The sequence below is a fragment of the Duganella vulcania genome (assembly GCF_009857655.1).
GTDB lineage: Bacteria > Pseudomonadota > Gammaproteobacteria > Burkholderiales > Burkholderiaceae_D > Rugamonas > Rugamonas vulcania.
The window spans coordinates 59,848-76,501 of sequence record NZ_WWCX01000009.1 but is presented as its reverse complement, the minus strand read 5'-3'; the positions used below and the strand labels follow the sequence as shown (position 1 = coordinate 76,501).

Here is a 16,654-nt window from a genome sequence, read left to right as displayed (position 1 = left end):
CGATTGGGGTCAAGTCTGGCATTCGGACACGAGCTGTGCCGTCAGCGGCCGCTTACGGCACAGCTCGTGTCCGAATGCCAGACTTGACCCCAGGTGTTGATGTTGTCCTTCGAAGGAATGCCCGATGCGCCACTTGACTGTTTTTGATTATGTGTTTATCGCGATGGTGTTTGTCAGTTTCCTGATCCGCTTTCCCCGCGAGTATCACGGGAAGAAAATCAAGGCGGTCGAGTCGCGCACCAACGCGAAAGAAAAATTCTGCCTGACGCTGGTCTTCACCGGATCGGTGACGCTGCCTTTGATTTATTTCGTTTCCCCCTGGCTGGACGTCGCCAACCACACGGTCGCTCCCGTCGCGGGATGGATCGGCAGCGCGATCGCCGTGGCCGGGCTGTGGTTGTTCTGGCGCTCGCACGCCGACCTGGGACGGCAGTTTTCACCGACGCTGGAAGTCAAGGATGCCCATGTGCTGGTGTCCGAGGGCGTGTATAAAAACATCCGCCACCCGATGTACACCGGCGTGTTCCTGATGGGACTGGCTCAGTTGCTGCTGCTTGGGAATTGGATCGCCGGCCCGGCCTTCCTGTTGGCGTTCCTGGTTTTGTACAATCTGCGGATCGACTACGAAGAGAAAATGATGCTGGATCACTTCGGCCATCAATACGCCGATTACCAGAAACGCACCGGACGCCTGCTCCCCAGCCGGGGGTAGGACTGGCTTACCGGCCCTCGCCCTGCCGCTGGTCGAACAGCCAGTCGCGCCAGTCCGGGGCCAGCAGCATGTCGGCGGGCACGGTGTGCTCCATGCCGCGGTACTCCAGCATGCGGGCCTTGGCGCCGCCGGGCTGGCGCTGCAGGGCGGCGAACAGCGCGCGGTCCGGCTCGATGGGGTTCTCGGTGTCGGCGTCGCCGTGCACCAGCAGCAGCGGCAGGTCTTTCAGCTGCGCTGCGGTGGCGCGCTCGGGCGCGATGCCCGAGAAGGCGACAGCGGCGGCGAACAGGTCCCGCCGTTGCAGCACCGCCTGCGTGGCGGCGGAGGCGCCCATCGAGAAACCGGTGATGTAGATGCGCTCCGGGTCGATGGCGAATTGGGGTTTCAGGTTGTCCACCAGCGCGGCCAAGGTCGGCAGGTTGGGGCCGGGGCGGGAGGCCAGCAGTCCGTCGGCGGCCGATGGCGCGTAGTTGGCGCTGCGCTCGGCAAATTGCGGCACCAGGATGTAGGCGGGATAACGCTTGCCGATGGCCGGCGCGGTCCACGACATGGCCAGCGCGCCGAGCTGGCTGGCGTTGTCGTTGCCGATGGCGCCGGAGCCGTGCAGTACGATGACCAGCGGATAGCGCTTGCCGGACTGGACGTCGGCCGGCGGCATCAGGCGATAGGCCAGCCTGCCGGTGGGGCCGGCGTAGGCGCCGTTGAGGAACACGTCGCGGCTCAGGGATTTGAGCAAGGCCGCGTCGGACGCCTGGCGGGCAGGCGTGGTCCGGTCGGTCAGCAGTTCGGGCTGGGCGGCGCAGGCACAGCCGGCCGCCAGCATCAGCGCGAGGACGACACCACGCAAGGCCATCGGCTTATTCCGCCTTGTCGGCGCCGTGGCACTTCTTGTACTTCTTGCCGCTGCCGCAAGGGCAGTCGTCGTTGCGGCCGACCTTGGGCTCGTCGCGCACCAGGGTGGTGACGGCGGCCTTGCGGCGCGGTACCCAGAACTTGTAGATGGCCGGCAGGTTCGCTTCCAGTTCCTGCGCCAGCTTGTGCGCCTTGACCGGATCTTCCACCAGCGGCAGTTCCTCTTCCTCGATCTCGTCGGCGCCCAGCAGGTAGATCGGCTTCATCAGTTCCTGCACGTCCGATTCCCAGATCTCGTCCCACGAACCCGGACGCAGCTCCATGCCTTCCCAGAAGCCCCAGCACCAGGCTTCGGCGTCGATCAGGGTCTGGCCTTCGTGCTCGTGCTCGACGAACAGCGGCTCGAATTCCTTCGGCGCCACTTCGAACGTCACCAGCACTTCGTTCATGAAGCGCATGATCAGGTTGAGGATGCGTTCCTCTTCCTTCTCGTTCTTGAATTTCGGGATGTCGGTGTCTTCCTGGCCCCATACGCGCTTGAGCCATTCGGCCGGCATGATGGTTTCCGGGCCGATGGCGATGGCGGTCAGATAGCCGTGCAGCATATCCATCGTCATCGCATCCTCGGGGCTGCGGTCGGACAGCAGGAAGTTGTCTAATTCGTCGAATTCTTTTTCGCTCAGTGGCTGGTCGAGTTGCATGGCTTGCTCTTTTTATTGGATGGAAGCCGACAGTATACACGCCGCGCCCCGTACAATGCGGGGATGAACCAAGATCATTTCGACGACGAAGAAGAAGACGCCCGCGCCGCGGCGCTGGCCGCCGGCATGGCCGACGCGCTGGCCGGCGCGGCCGACAGCTTGCAGGAACAGGCGCCGCATCCGTATTCCGCGCTCAATCCCGAGTGCGTGCTGGACGCGCTCGACAGCATCGGCTTGCATGGCGATGGCCGCCTGCTGGCGCTGAACAGCTATGAAAACCGCGTCTACCAGGTCGGCATCGAGGACGCGCAGCCGCTGGTGGTGAAGTTTTACCGTCCGGGCCGCTGGAGCGACGCGGCCATCCTGGAGGAGCATGCCTTCACCGAGGAGCTGGCCGCGCGCGAGATCCCGGTGGTGCCGGCGCTGCCGCTGGGTCCGCAGCGGGCCACGCTGCATCACTTCAACGGCTTCCGTTTCGCCGTGTTCACCCGCCACGGCGGCCGCGCGCCCGAGCTCAGCGATCCGTCGGTGCTGGAGTGGACCGGGCGCTTCATCGCCCGCATCCACGCGGTGGGCGCGATCAAGCCCTATCTGGAGCGGCCGGCGATCGACATCGCCACCTTCGGCACCGAGCCTTGCGACTATCTGCAGGCCAACCAGTTCATTCCGCCCGATTTGAAGGAGGCCTACGCCAGCGTCTCGGCGCAGGCGCTGGATGGCGTGCGCCGCTGCTACGACCGCGCCGGCGAGCTGCCGCAGCTGCGCCTGCACGGCGATTGCCACGGCGGCAACGTGCTGTGGACCGACGCCGGTCCGCATTTCGTCGACTTCGACGACAGCCGCATGGGGCCGGCGATCCAGGATCTGTGGATGATGCTGTCCGGCGAGCGCGCCGACCAGGTGCGCCAGATGAGCGATATCCTGGCCGGCTACGAGGATTTCTGCGAATTCGAGCCGCGCCAGCTGCATCTGGTGGAAGCGCTGCGCACGCTGCGGCTGATCCATTATTCGGCCTGGCTGGCGCGGCGCTGGGACGATCCCGCCTTCCCGGTGGCTTTCCCGTGGTTTAACACCCAGCGCTACTGGCAGGACCGCATCCTGGAGCTCAAGGAGCAGATCTCGCTGATGGACGAGCCGCCGCTGCCGGTCTAGCGATCTGCATGGTGTTATCGTGCTGCTGGATAATTTCAGAATGGTGTAAAGTAGGCAAGGTTAATGTAAAAATCATTGCGCCCATGAGCGCCCGACCTTTCAAAGGAAAACCATGCTGAAACGTAGTCTGCCATTTGCCTTGTTGCTGTCCTTGACGGCCGCCGCCCACGCGCAGAAATCGCCCGCCGTGATGGAAACCCTGGGTATCAAAATCGGCGATACGCCGGCGCAAATCGACAAAGTGCTCACCGGACTGGGCTATAAGCTGGTCGCCAAGGAGGACTATGTGGCGCGGCTTGGCATGCCGGCCCGCCCGCAGAGGCGCGAATACCAGAATCTGGTGCCGAGGCCTGGGATGTTGCCGAATGAGAAGGGCTACGTTAAGGTCGGTTTTACACAGCAGACCAGCACCGTGGAGGCCATCGCCCGCCGCGAGCGGTTCGACCAGCCGGTATCGCGCGCTGAAATGGAAAAGGCCCTGATAGCAAAATACGGACCGATCACCAAACACGGTGGACAGCTGGGGCCGCTTGAGTGGATGTCCCTGGAGTCGAATCGATACAAGCCCAACGACAGCCCGGATATTTGCAAGGTGGCTGTCGCCGGAAATGTCAATTACAACCGTTTCGCCAGCAGTTATGAGATGTGCCGTCAGACGGTGGCCGTCATGCTGACGGAGTCTTCGAACCAGGGCGCCGAGTTCCGGGTGATGGAGGTCAGCCTGGTGGACTTCGTTGCGCATAGCCGCGAAGCTGCGGCGGTGGAGGCGCTGGCCGAGAAAGAGCGCCAGGACGAGATGGAAAAACGCCGGCAGGTGCCTGTGCCCAAGATCTAGGATCTGCCGAATTGGCGGGTATTTCCCGCTCTCCTTGCGGTTCGGCTTGCTTGCCGCCTGCTTGATAATGAGAACTCAGAAGTCCCGGTGGGTGCCGGGGCATATCGTCTAGCGAGAACTCTCATGCAAGCACAACTGGCCAAACAAGACAGCGCACCAGACAGCGTCACTTTGCTCCCACTGGTATCGCTGCATGACCCGGACGAACCAAGCCATACCCCGCGTGCCGCGATGGAAATGAAGGCGATCCAGGAAGCGATCGCCCGTGTCGAGGCCGATGCCAAGGCCGCCTGCGCCGCAGAGAACCGCGCCCACGCCGAAGCCCGCGCCCGCGCGCTGGCCGAAGACCGCGCCGCCATGGACGCGGCCGCCGCCGCTGTCGCGCTGCAGAATGCGCAAGCGTCGGAAGAGGCGATCGCCGCCAACCGCGAGCGCCTGGAATCGCTGCGCGCCGCCGCCCAGGCCAGCGTGGCCCGCCTGGACGCCGTCAAACAGGAAACCGCCGAGCTGCGCGCCCGCGTCGAGGCCGACACCCAGATCCGCGTCGCCGCCGAGCAGCGCGCCAAAGCCGAGAACGAAAGCCGCAAGCGCGCCCACGAACAGATCGCCGCCGAATCCGAGCTGGCCGAGCAGGCCGCGCGCGCCGCCGAGGAGCTGGCTGCGCAAACCGAACAAGCCCGCCTGCAGGCGGTGGAGCGCGTGGCCGCCGTGCAGGCCGCCAAGGAAGAGGTGGTCGGCATCGCGTCGGCCGACGCCCGCGTGGCCACCTTGGCCCGCGAACGCGAGCGCCACGCCCATGCCGCGCGCCAGACGGCGCAGATGCTGGCGCAAGCCGAGGCCGAGGCGCTGGACCTGACTGTGCAACGCGAACGTGCCGACCAGATCGCGCTGGAATCGGCCTTCAACCGCGCGGCCGCCGAGGTGCGCGCGCTGGAGGAAGCCCGCGCGCTGGCGCATCTGGAGCAGGAGCGTGAGCAGATCGCGCTGGCCAAGGCCGAGTCCGAGCGCAGCGCCGCGCAGTCGCTGCATCTGCGCCTGCAAACCGAGAAGGAAATCCGCGACGCGGCGATCCACCGCGAGCGCCTGGAGATGGTGGCCGCCGCCAGCGCCCAGGCGCGCCGCGACGCCGATGCCAGCATCCTGGCCGCCACCGAGGCGCGCATCGAAGTCGACAGCCAACTGCGCGCCGTCGCGCTGGCCCGCGTGCAGGCCGAGCAGGAAGCCGAACTGAAAACCCACGCCAAGGTCGAGGCCGAAACGCAGGCGCTGGAGCAGGCCAAGCTGCGCCAGGCCGCCGACGAAGCCGCCGCCGAGGCGGCCCGCGCCGACAGCCTGGAACAGCAACGCGCCGCCGAGCTGGCCGAGGAACGCGCGGCGTTGTCGCGCGCCGCCGCCGAGCTGGCCGCCAGCCAGAACGCCGCCGAACAGCAGGAAATCGCCACGCTGGCGCTGCACGTCGAGGCGCAGGACCAGGCCAACGCGCTGGCCATGCAAAAGGCCGCGCAGGCCGAGGCTTTGCTGCAGGCCGAGCAGGCCCGTGCCGTCGCCGAGCAGCAAGCCATCGCCGCGCTGAAGGAAAAGCTGCAAGCGGAACAGGAAGCCAGCGACGCGGCGCAGCAGCGCATCGCCGCCGAGCGCGCGCAGACCGAAGCGTATCGCGAGCAGCAGGAAGCCGAGCAACGCCTGGCCGCCGCAGCCGACAAGGAAGCCGAAGCGGCGCGCGTGATGGCGCAGCAGGTATCGCTGGAGGCGGAACAGAAAGCCATCGCGGGGCAGGCGCTGGCGGCGCAGGCGCGTCTGGCGGTTGAGCTGGGTGTGGTGCATGCCGAGCGTGCCCGTGTCGAGCAGGAGAAGGCTGCCGCTGCCGAAGCCTTGCTGCTGGCAGAACGTGAATTCGTGGAGACCGAGCGTCAATCGCTGGCGCTGATCGACCAGAAGCTGACGCAGCAGCGTCTGACGACGGCCTCGGAAATCCGCGCATCGAAAGCGATCGCGGGCCGTCTGGAAGCCGAGCGCAACGTGGCGACCAATGCGCGCCAGCGTGCCGACGCCGAGCAGGCCGAGGCCGACGCGATGCATCAGCGCGAGCTGGCCGAGCAGGCCGCCACGCAGGCCGTGGCCGACAAGGCCGCCGCGCAGCAGGCCTTGCTGGAGGCTGCCCAAGCGCACGCGGCGATGCAGCGCAAAGTGGCCGACACCACCGCCGCGATGACCGCCGCCAAGCAGCAATTGCTGGAACTGGAAACCCGCCGCCACGCCGCCGCGCAAAAAGCGTTGGCTGCGGTGCAAGCTAAGGTGGCCGCCGCGGCTGGCGAATGCAAGCAAGCGGAAGAGGGCGCAGTGGTCGCCACGCTGGACGCCGCGCGCGCCCGCAAGGAAGCGGCCCGCCTGGCGCCGCCAGCCGAAGCCGGCAAAGCCGTCTGGCGCGCCCGCTAAAAAATTGCGATCAAAAAATTGGGGTCAAGTCTGGCATTCGGACACGAGCCCTACCGTAGTGCTTCGCTACGGTAGGGCTCGTGTCCGAATGCCAGACTTGACCCCAAGTTCGCGGCCGAGCTCGTGTCCGAATGTCAGACTTGACCCCACCGCAAGCGGCCGAGCTCGTGTCCGAATGTCAGACTTGACCCCAAGTTGTTGGTTAGTAGTTGTAGCCGAGGCCGATGAGCAGCAGGTCGGCGTCGCGGTGGTAGTCGGTGACGACGCGGTTCAGTGACAGCGTGCCGACCACCCGTTTGTTGAAGTGGTAGCGCCCCGCTACCGATACCAGCCCCGCCTGGTGCGAGCGCGTGCCCGGCACGTCGTGCAGTTCGAAGGCCAGGTATGGCCCCACACCCATCCCCAATTCCATCTCGCGGTTCAGGGAACGGATCAGCCACAGCTGTGTCGCCACGCCGCTGCGGTGCGTGCCGGCCGAGGTGCCTTCGCGCAGGCCGCTTACGGTCCAGTCCACATAGCGCCCGATCGCGCGCCGGTATTCGATGGTGCCGGCCCGCGAACGCTCCGACTCCAGGCTGTTGACGATGCTCTGCCCGGCCAGCACCGTGAGCGTGTCGTCGGTGGATTTGCCGCCGTCCAGGTGCAGCTTGTCGCCGCGTACGGTGTCGAAACGGTAGCCCACGCCCACCAGCAGCGAGGTGGTCGGATCCTTGGCGCCGCTCGGGACGACGCGGTTCAGCTGCACCTGCGTGTACCAGTTGCTGGGATGGTGCCAGGTGGCTTGCACGCTGTAGATCGGCGCCCAGCCGTGGTCGTTGATATAGGCCTCGCCGCCGCCGTGCGGGCGCGACGTGTCGAAGAAATAGTACTGGCCCACGCCCACGCCCCACGACATGCCGCGCTCGTTAACAGGCGTACGCAGCCACACCTGGCCGGACACGCCGTCGCGGTGGTGGTTGTCCGGATGCCCTTCATTCAGGTAGCCCAGGCTGAGCGCGAGATAGTCGCCGTACGGCTGGACGTAGTTGACGCCGACCGCGAACGAGCGCTCGCCATTGCCGCTGACGCGCAGCCCGCCGCCCTGCATCGACAGGTCCTGCGCGGACGCGGCGCCCGCCGTCAGCAGCGCGGCGAGCAGGAGGGCGGGGCGCTTGGACATGGCGCTCAGGGCTGGACCTGCACCTTGGTGATGTAGTACTCGGTCTCGCCGAAGCACTGGGTCGGCACGCCCTTGTGCTGGGCGTAGCTGAGCACCACGCGCTTGCCGGTGGCGGCCATCAGCTGCTGGGCGACGCCGTCGTCGCGCACGCTGAATTCAAATTTCTCGGGAATCGCGCCCGGCATCGACGTCAGCAGGATCTCGCCTTCCCAGGTCTTGCAGACCCAGCCCCGGCTGGAGAACTTTTGCAGGTAGCCCGCCCGTTCGCCGTCCGAGTAGGAGACGTGCAGCATGACCCAGGTGTAGGCGGCAAACAGCAGCAGGGCGGCGCCCAGCAGGCCGGCGAGGTAGAGGGTGACGCGTTTGGATGTGGTCATGGTTAGGCTTGAGTTGAGTGCAATGTTTTTAATCTTATCACGCGGCCAGCCGGCGCTTGTGACGGATCGACGACCAGAGCGATACGGCGATGAAGGCCGCGCCCGACAAGCCGGTCAGCCATTCCGGCACATGGTATTTGACACTGGCCAGCATGATCAGTGCCAGAATGCCGATCGCATAGTGGGCGCCGTGTTCCAGGTAGACGTATTCCTCCAGCGTGCCCTTGTGCACCAGGAACACGGTCAGCGAGCGCACGAACATGGCGCCAATGGCCAGTCCCAGCATGATGATGACGACGTCGCTGGTGATGGCGAAGGCGCCGATCACGCCGTCAAAGCTGAACGAGGCGTCCAGCACTTCCAGGTACAGGAAGCCGCCGATGCTGCCGCGCGCCACCGTCGCCACCACCGCGCCGACGCCGGCCTCGGTGATGTCGTCGTCGTCCTCGGGCGGCTCTTCCTCCAGCAGCGTGCTGATCCAGCCGACCGCCAGGTAGACCACCACGCCGATCACGCCGGCCGCCAGTACCGTGTACTTTTCCTCCATCGGCACCAGGCCGACGCAGCCGAACACCGCGCCCAAGGCCAGCAGCACGGCCAGCGTTTCGGTGCCGTGCTGGCCCATTTTCTTTTCCATCCAGCCCAGCCAGTGCAGCTCCTTTTCCTCGTCGAACAGGAAGTTGAGGAACACCAGCAGCAGGAAGGCGCCGCCGAAGGCCGCCACCTGGGCGTGGGCGCCGGTCAGGTGTTTCGAGTATTCGGCCGGGTTGGCGGTGGCCATGTGCCACACGTCCGCCAGGCCGAGGCCGGTCGCCAGCGAGACGATCAGCAGCGGGAACAGCAGCCGCATGCCGAACACGGCCACGACGATGCCGACCGTCAGGAACAGCTTTTGCCAGAACGCGTCCCAGTGCCGCAGCACCGAGGCGTTGACCACCGCGTTATCGAACGAGAGCGACACTTCCATCACGCCCAGCACGGCGGCCACCCACACCGCCTGCAGCAGGCCGGTGGTGCCGCCGTGTTGGTAGCCCCACCAGGCGGCCAGCGCCATCAGGACCAGGGTGACGGCAAATGAGAGTCTGAAGTGTTGCATCGTTGTTTTTATGGAAATGGGGACAGGGCTGAATTTTATATTACTTGCTTCCGTCGCTGGGGACCCTTCTGCGATAATGTCGCCACAAAAATGCAAAGGAACCATCGATGGACATCGCTTATCTCGTCACCCCGCTGATCACCTGGATCACGGTCGGACCGATCAAGTTTCTGATTAATAGCGCCAAGGCGCGCAAATGGGCCTTCAACCTGGTCGGCAACGGCGGCTTTCCCAGCAATCACAGCGCGGTGGTGTCGAGCATGGCGACCCTGATCGCGCTGCGCGAGGGCATCGGCCATCCGGCCTTCGGCGTGGCGGTCACCCTGTGCTTCATCGTCGTCATCGACGCCAACAGCCTGCGCCAGCACGTGGGCAAGCAGGCGGCGGCGATCAACCGCGTCGCCAAGGACGACGCCGGCCACCACTGGCTGCGCGAGCGCATGGGCCATACGCTGGTGGAAATCGCCGGCGGCCTGTGCACCGGCATCGCCATCGCCCACGTCATCCACGCCGTGTTCGGCCGCGGCTGATCTGTCCTTTTCCGGCGCGCCGTCCTGGCGCGCCGTCCCGCTACCCGGCGGTTTTGCTGTTCTTTTGGCCGCTCCGGCCTATCCTGATACTTCTGATAATTCACCGTTTATCCCAGCATTTGGCAATTCAGCCACGTTTTTTGCCGTCCAGTCGCACTTGCATTGACCGTTTTCGGACACTCAGGGATACTCTGCGCCCTGTAGTCTGGCTAAAACTTTACAAGCTATTAATAGCACCCACGTGCCACTTTCTCGGAGAACTGTATGTTGCGCAAAACCCTTCTAGCTCTCGCCGTCGCTTCAGCCCTGGTTGCCTGCGGCAAGTCCTCCAAGGAGCCTGAAAAGGCGGGCGCCAGCGCCTCGGCCACCGCCGCCGCCAAGGATGGCAAGGGCGGCAAGGACGGCAAGGACGGCAAGGACGCCGCCCCGGCCGTGCTGTCGCTGGCGCCGGAGGACCTGCTGACCATTGAATCGAACGCGCTGGCGTCCGGTCCGGTCATCACCGGTTCGGTCCAGCCCGAGCGCAAGGCCGACCTGCGCGCCGAGGTGAGCGCCGTGGTGTTGCAAGTAATGAAAGAAAACGGCGAGGCGGTGAAGAAGGGCGACATCCTGGTGCGCCTGGACGAGACCTCGATCCGCGACGCCCTCAATTCGGCCGACGAGGCCACCCGCGCCGCCCAGCAGTCGCTGGAGCAGGCCACCCGCATGTTCGAGCGCCAGAAGACGCTGCGCTCGTCGGGCATGGTGTCGACCCAGGCGCTGGAGGATGCCGAGATCCGCCGCAACAACGCCCAGAGCGAGCTGGCGGCGGCCCGCTCGCGCTCGGTCGCGGCGCACCAGCAGCTGACCCGCACCCAGGTGCGCGCGCCGTTCGACGGCATCGTCAGCGAGCGCAAGGTGTCCAACGGCGACACCGCCGCCATCGGCAAGGAACTGATCAAGGTGATCGACCCGGCCAGCATGCGCTTCGAGGGCCTGGTGTCGGCCGACAAGATCGGCGTGGTCAAGGTCGGCCAGCCGGTGCGCTTCCGCATCAACGGCTACCAGAACCGCGACTTCAGCGGCCGCGTCAAGCGGGTCGATCCGTCGGCCAACGCGGTCACGCGCCAGGTCGAGGTACTCGTCGAGTTCGCCGGCAAGGACATGCCGGGTGTGGCCGGCCTGTACGCCGAGGGCCGGGTCGAGTCCGACGTCTCGAACGCGCTGATGATCCCGGATTCGGCGCTGGTCACCAGCGGCGACCACAGCTACACCTGGCGCGTCAACGGCAAGGCGCTGAGCAAGGCGCCGCTGACCATCGGCGTGCGCGATCCGCGCACCGGCCAGTGGGAGGTGCGCAGCGGCCTGGCCGCCGGCGACCGCGTGCTGCGCGTGCCGAACTCCGGCTACAAGGATGGCCAGGGCGTCGAGCTGACCGCGCCGAAGGTGGCAGCGTCCGGCAACGGCGCGGCCCAGGCCTCGGCCGCGACCTCCCCAAGCACCGCACCGAAAGGGAACTGATCCATGTTCTTATCCGATTTCAGTATCAAACGGCCGATCGCGACCATCGTCCTGATCGTCGCCATGATGTGCCTGGGCTTGCTGGCGCTGAAGAAGCTGCGCGTCAACCAGAACCCGGACGTCGAGGTGCCGTTCATCATCGTCAGCGTGCCGTACCCGGGCGCCTCGCCCGACACGGTCGAGCGCGAGATCGTCAACCGGCTGGAGAAGCCGCTGCTGGCCATTTCCGGCGCCACCAAGATCGAGAGCTCGGCCAACGAAGGCTCGGCGCAGATCTTCATCGAGTTCAGCTTCAAGAAGAACCTGATCGAGGCGTCCGACGAGATCCGCAACGCCATCGCCTCGGTGCGCTACAAGCTGCCGCTGGAGATGCGCGAGCCCATTCTGCAACGCATCGACCCGGCCTCCGATCCGGTGATGCAGATCTCGCTGTCGTCGACCAGCCAGAGCCACGCCGAGATCTCGCGCCTGGCCGAGGACACGCTGTCGGACCGCTTCCGCGCGGTGGACGGGGTGTCGCAGGTGCAGGTCAACGGTTCGCTCAAGCGTGAGCTGTCGGTGCTGCTGCACGCCGAGAAGCTGCGTGAATACAATGTCTCGGTCAGCGAGGTGGTCAACGCGCTGCGCAACCAGAACACCAACGCGCCGGTGGGCAAGGTGCGCGGCGTGCTCGACGAGAAGAGCATCCGCCTGGTGGGCCGCATCATCACCCCGCGCGAATTCGAGGGCGTGGTGGTCAAGCGCCGCGGCGACGAGGTGGTGCGCCTGGCCCAGTTGGCCACGATCGAGGACGGCTTCGCCGAAGTCGATGGCGTGAGCATCCGCAGCGGCAAGCCCAACGTCGGCATCGCCATCTCCCGTTCGCGCGACGCCAGCACGGTGTCGGTGGCGGCCAAGCTGCGCGAGGAAATCAAGGCGGTCAACGCCACGCTGCCGGCCGGCACCAAGCTGGAGATCACCCGCGACGGCGGCGACGATTCCCAGCGCAGCCTGAACAACGTGATCGAGTCGCTGGTATTGGGCGCGGTGCTGACCATCTTCGTGGTGTACGCCTTCCTGAACTCGTGGCGCTCGACCTTGATCACCGCGATGAGCCTGCCCACCTCGGTGGTGGCGGCCTTCATCGCCGTGTGGCTGTGCGGCTTCACGCTGAACTTCATGACGCTGCTGGGCCTGTCGCTGGCGATCGGCGTGCTGATCGACGACGCCATCGTGGTGCGGGAAAACATCGTGCGCCACATGCAGATGGGCTTTGACCGCCGCACGGCCGCGCTGAACGGCACCGCCGAGATCGGCCTGGCCGTGGCCGCGACCACCTTCTCCATCATCGCCGTGTTCATTCCGGTGGCCTTCATGCCGGGCATCTCCGGTGAATGGTTCCGTCCGTTCGCGCTGACGGTGACCTGCTCGGTGCTGGTCAGCCTGGGCATCTCGTTCACGCTCGACCCGATGCTGTCGGCCTACTGGGGCGACCCGGTCGACCACCACACGGCGCCGAAAAAAGGCCTGGGCAAGTTCCTGCAGAAGTTCAACGACTGGTTCGACCACCAGTCCGACCGCTACGGCAACGTGATCGCCTGGGCGCTGCACCACCGCCGCTGGATGACGATGATCGCCTTCGGCACCTTCGTCGGCGCCATTGTGTTGCACGCCAAGTTCGGCGGCTCGAGCTTCCTGCCGGCGGCCGACCGCAGCACCATCGCCATCGACGTGCGCATGCCGCCGTCGGGCAGCGTGGAGATCGCGCGCCGCAAGATGGAGACCATCGCCGCCATCGCCCGCACGATTCCGGAGACCAAGGACACCAACTCCAACATCAACGCCGGCGGCGGCCGCATCTACCTGGACATCGGCAAGCGCCAGAACCGCAAGCGCACCGCCTTCCAGATCGGCGCCGAGCTGCGCGAGAAGATGAGCCATATCGCCGGCGCCGAGATCTCGGTGATCGACGACCTGGGCAACTCCGGCAAGCCGGTGCAGATCGAATTCACCGGCCCGGATTCGCGCCGCCTGATGGAGATCACCAACGCCTACATGGACAAGCTGCGCCAGGTGCCGGGCGCGGTGGACGTCGGCCTGTCGCAGCAGGATCCGAAGAACGAGCTGCAGATCGAGCTCAACCGTGGCCTGGCCAACTCGATGGGCATCTCCGTCAACGACGCCGCGCAATCGCTGCGGGTGGCGTTCGCCGGCGTCGAGGTGGGCGACTGGGTCGACCCGACCGGCGAATCGCGCGACGTCGCGGTGCGGCTGGCGCCGGAGGACCGCGTCAACGCGGAAAACATCGAACGCCTGCCGATCTCGGTGACCGGCACCAACCAGATGGTGCCGCTGGACCAGATCGCCACGATCACGATGGGCAAGGGCCCGTCCACCATCGAGCACAAGAACGGCAAGCGCACCGTGACGGTGTCGGCCAACGTCCAGGGCCGCTCGCCCGGCGAGGTGACGGCCGACGCCATGAAGCTGGCCAACTCGATCGACTACCCGCCGGGCTACGGCCTGGACCTGGGCGGCGACGGCAAGAACCAGACCGAGCTGTTCACGGAGATGGCGATCGCGCTGGTGATGGGCATCGGCCTGATGTACCTGATCCTGGTGATGCAGTTCGGCTCGTTCACGGCGCCGGTGGCGGTGATGCTGTCGCTGCCGCTGTCGCTGATCGGCGTGGTGCTGGCGCTGCTGGTCACCAGCAGCACGCTGAACCTGATGAGCTTTATCGGCGTCATCATGCTGATGGGCCTGGTCGCCAAGAACGCCATCCTGTTGCTGGACGCGGCCCGCAAGCGCGAGGCCGAGGGCTACGGCCGCGAGGACGCGCTGATGTACGCCGGCCGCATGCGCCTGCGTCCTATCCTGATGACCACCTTCGCGCTGATCGCCGGCATGTTCCCGGTCGCGCTGGGGCTGGGCGAGGGCGGCGAGTTCTACCGTCCGCTGGCGATCGCCATCATCGGCGGCACCATCACCTCGACCATCCTGACGCTGCTGGTGGTGCCGACCTTCTACGACAGCATCGAGATCGCCAAGGACCGCGCGCTGGCCAAGTTCCAGCGCCGCGCGGCGCGCTGGACGGCGGCGCCGGCGCTGGTCATGACGCTGGTCGAGGCGCTGCTGACGCTGATCTTCGTGCGCCTGCTGTTCCGCATGGTGATGTGGGTGGTGTACAAGGTGACGGGCAAGGGCGGCCGGGGCGTGTCGTCCGGCGCGCTGGATCCGCACTAAGTCGTTGTTTTAGCGACACTAAAAAAGGGCCTGCGGGCCCTTTTTTTACGCGGCCAATGCAGAGCAACTGCTCGGTTTCAAGGTATTAATTAGAGTTTTAACTCTAACGACTTGCCTTTTGAATAGTTTTATAAATGTAGTATGCTGCTGGCCTTCCTGCACCGGTTTTGGCGCAAGAAATCCAGAAAAACCTGGCGCAGAGCCGCCTACTTATAAAGCGAGACCACCATGCAACACAAATACCTCCCCCTGATCATTGCCGCCGCTCTGAGCGCCATGTCCGTGGGCGCCCAGGCGTCCGGCTACCGTTTCGGTTCGCAGAGCGTATCGGCCCAGGGCACGGCGGACGCCAACGCCGCCGAAGCCAACGATGCATCGACCATCTTCTACAATCCGGCCGGCCTGTCGCGCCTGGACGGCTTGCAGATCAGCGGCAGCGCCACCGTGGTTGTGCCACACTCGACCTTCAACGACAGCGGCTCGACCCGCTTCACCGGCACCCCGACCGGCGGCACCGGCGCCAACGACTACGTGCCAAGCTCGGTCACCGCGCCGGCCTTCTACCTGAGCAAAAAGCTCAACGACAAGTGGACCGTCGGCATGGGCATGTTCGTGCCATACGGTACCAAGATCAACTACGGCAGCGAATGGACCGGCCGCTATGCGCTGTCCGACGTGAAGCTGGAATCGATCACGCTGAACCCGTCGGCCTCGTTCAAGCTGGACGAGCGCCACGCCTTTGGCTTCGGCATCGACGCCGAGTTCATGAAGGCCAGCCTGGGCCAGGCCGTCGACGTGCCGGGCACGATCGCCGCGCTGCGCGGCACGCCGCAATCGGCGGCGCTGGCCAAGCAGATCGCTCTGCTGGGCGGCAACCCGCAACTGCTGGCCACCGCCAAGGACGGCCACGGCTCCAACGACGGCAAGGATTGGGGCTGGGGCTTCAACCTGGGCTATATGTTCACGCTGGACAAGGACACCCGCTTCGGCCTGTCCTACCGCTCGTCGATCTCGCACAAGCTGCGCGGCAGCACCGTGTGGGACTTCTCGAAAGTGACCTCCGACCCGGTCGTCAACGGCGTGCTGGCCAAGTCGTCGAACAAGGCCAACTCGGCCGCGCTGGTTGAGCTGCGTACGCCTGAGACGCTGTCGGCCAACGTGTTCCACCAGTTCGACGCCAAATGGGCCGGCATGGCCGACGTGACCTTCGTGCGCCACAACCGTCTGGGCGACCTGGACATCCAGTTCCCGGGCACCACCGAAGGCGCCGAAGTCATTCGTCAGCAGTGGAAGAACACCGTGCGCGTTTCGCTGGGCGGCAACTACGCCTACAACGAAAACCTGACCCTGCGCGTCGGTATCGCCTACGACGAGTCGCCCGTCAAGAACGCCGAGCTGACCCATCCAGCGCTGCCGGACAGCGACCGCATGCAGTACTCCATCGGCGCCAACTGGAAGCTCGATGCCCGTTCGTCGATCGACCTGGCGTACAGCTTCCTGGACTTCAAGGACGCGTCGATGAACTACACCAACAAGTGCAACCCGGTGATGACCACCTGCACGGGCAACGGCGAAACCACGCGCGGCACGTACCAGACCCACCTGTCGCTGATCGGCATCGCTTACAACTACAAGTTCTAAACCGAAACGACGCAGCATAAAGGGCCTACGGGCCCTTTTTTTACGCCTATTGAGTGGTTGCAGGCGGCGCGCTGCCCTGGGCCGGTGGTGTGGCCGCTGGCGGCGTGGTGGGCGTGGTGGTGTTGGGCGTCGTGTTGTTGTTGGGCGGCGTGGCCGGCGTGGTCTGTTCCGGCGTGTTGACGGCGGGCGTAGGCGGCTGGTCCGCCGCGTGCTTGTTGCAGCCGCCCAGCAAGGCGGCCGCCGTGGCCGCGCCCAGCAACAGTCGGCAAGTCAGGGAGATCGTAGTCATCATTTTTTCCTTTCAACTCAGGGAAAAAATTAGACCGCGTGGCCGTCCGGCGGTTCCCGCTATTTTTCGCCTCCAGCGTGGTGACTATTGGAGAGTATTGTCGTGCGACAACAATGCTAGGCTGTCACTATTCCGATTTTCATCAACTT

At 65.5% G+C, this 16,654-nt stretch carries 14 protein-coding genes; 8 read left to right on the top strand and 6 right to left on the bottom strand.

What is annotated here, in order from left to right:
• The first annotated feature begins 124 nt into the window (after positions 1-124).
• Positions 125-712, top strand: a complete 588-nt coding sequence (locus GTP90_RS08825) for a protein-S-isoprenylcysteine O-methyltransferase (RefSeq protein ID WP_161083147.1) — start codon at positions 125-127, stop codon at positions 710-712.
• Between the two features lie 7 nt (positions 713-719).
• Here GTP90_RS08825 and GTP90_RS08820 read toward each other — a convergent pair whose 3' ends face one another.
• Together GTP90_RS08820 and GTP90_RS08815 are read right to left on the bottom strand one after the other, a co-directional pair.
• Positions 720-1,565, bottom strand: coding sequence for a carboxylesterase family protein (locus GTP90_RS08820; protein ID WP_161083146.1), 846 nt, complete (start codon positions 1,563-1,565; stop codon positions 720-722).
• A gap of 4 nt (positions 1,566-1,569) precedes the next feature.
• Complete coding sequence (locus tag GTP90_RS08815) at positions 1,570-2,265, bottom strand: UPF0149 family protein (protein WP_161083145.1); 696 nt, start codon at positions 2,263-2,265, stop codon at positions 1,570-1,572.
• Positions 2,266-2,328: 63 nt separating this feature from the next.
• Between GTP90_RS08815 and GTP90_RS08810 the strand changes: the two genes are divergently transcribed.
• The 3 genes from GTP90_RS08810 to GTP90_RS08800 all read left to right on the top strand — a co-directional run bounded on the left by GTP90_RS08810 (position 2,329) and on the right by GTP90_RS08800 (position 6,688).
• Positions 2,329-3,417: a serine/threonine protein kinase gene (locus tag GTP90_RS08810; protein ID WP_161083144.1), complete on the top strand. Its 1,089-nt coding sequence runs from the start codon at positions 2,329-2,331 to the stop codon at positions 3,415-3,417.
• Positions 3,418-3,529: 112 nt separating this feature from the next.
• Positions 3,530-4,252 carry a hypothetical protein gene (locus GTP90_RS08805; protein WP_161083143.1) on the top strand — a complete coding sequence of 241 codons (723 nt, stop codon included), beginning with the start codon at positions 3,530-3,532 and terminating at the stop codon, positions 4,250-4,252.
• 123 nt (positions 4,253-4,375) lie between these two features.
• Positions 4,376-6,688, top strand: a complete 2,313-nt coding sequence (locus tag GTP90_RS08800) for a coiled-coil domain-containing protein (RefSeq protein WP_161083142.1) — start codon at positions 4,376-4,378, stop codon at positions 6,686-6,688.
• Positions 6,689-6,890: 202 nt separating this feature from the next.
• Here the strand turns inward: GTP90_RS08800 and GTP90_RS08795 are convergent, their stop codons facing one another.
• The 3 genes from GTP90_RS08795 to GTP90_RS08785 are packed head-to-tail and all read right to left on the bottom strand — an operon-like array spanning position 6,891 to position 9,320.
• Positions 6,891-7,847, bottom strand: coding sequence for a hypothetical protein (locus GTP90_RS08795; protein ID WP_254451781.1), 957 nt, complete (start codon positions 7,845-7,847; stop codon positions 6,891-6,893).
• A 5-nt stretch (positions 7,848-7,852) separates the two neighbouring features.
• Positions 7,853-8,224 (bottom strand): DUF8785 domain-containing protein, encoded by a 372-nt coding sequence (locus GTP90_RS08790; protein ID WP_161083141.1) that lies wholly within the window; start codon positions 8,222-8,224, stop codon positions 7,853-7,855.
• 37 nt (positions 8,225-8,261) lie between these two features.
• On the bottom strand, positions 8,262-9,320 hold the full coding sequence (locus GTP90_RS08785; RefSeq protein ID WP_161083140.1) for a DUF475 domain-containing protein: 1,059 nt from the start codon (positions 9,318-9,320) through the stop codon (positions 8,262-8,264).
• Positions 9,321-9,427: 107 nt separating this feature from the next.
• Between GTP90_RS08785 and GTP90_RS08780 the strand changes: the two genes are divergently transcribed.
• The 4 genes from GTP90_RS08780 (at position 9,428) to GTP90_RS08765 (ending at position 16,216) form a co-directional block, all read left to right on the top strand.
• Positions 9,428-9,850 carry a divergent PAP2 family protein gene (locus GTP90_RS08780; protein ID WP_117015283.1) on the top strand — a complete coding sequence of 141 codons (423 nt, stop codon included), beginning with the start codon at positions 9,428-9,430 and terminating at the stop codon, positions 9,848-9,850.
• 264 nt (positions 9,851-10,114) lie between these two features.
• The gene (locus GTP90_RS08775; protein ID WP_161083139.1) at positions 10,115-11,350 is read left to right on the top strand and encodes an efflux RND transporter periplasmic adaptor subunit; all 1,236 of its coding nucleotides are present in this window, start codon (positions 10,115-10,117) and stop codon (positions 11,348-11,350) included.
• A gap of 3 nt (positions 11,351-11,353) precedes the next feature.
• Positions 11,354-14,575: an efflux RND transporter permease subunit gene (locus GTP90_RS08770; protein WP_161083138.1), complete on the top strand. Its 3,222-nt coding sequence runs from the start codon at positions 11,354-11,356 to the stop codon at positions 14,573-14,575.
• A gap of 228 nt (positions 14,576-14,803) precedes the next feature.
• Positions 14,804-16,216, top strand: coding sequence for an OmpP1/FadL family transporter (locus tag GTP90_RS08765; protein ID WP_161083137.1), 1,413 nt, complete (start codon positions 14,804-14,806; stop codon positions 16,214-16,216).
• A gap of 46 nt (positions 16,217-16,262) precedes the next feature.
• On the opposite strand, the gene GTP90_RS08760 is transcribed toward GTP90_RS08765, so the two are convergent.
• Positions 16,263-16,505, bottom strand: coding sequence for a hypothetical protein (locus GTP90_RS08760; RefSeq protein ID WP_161083136.1), 243 nt, complete (start codon positions 16,503-16,505; stop codon positions 16,263-16,265).
• Positions 16,506-16,654 lie beyond the last annotated feature (149 nt).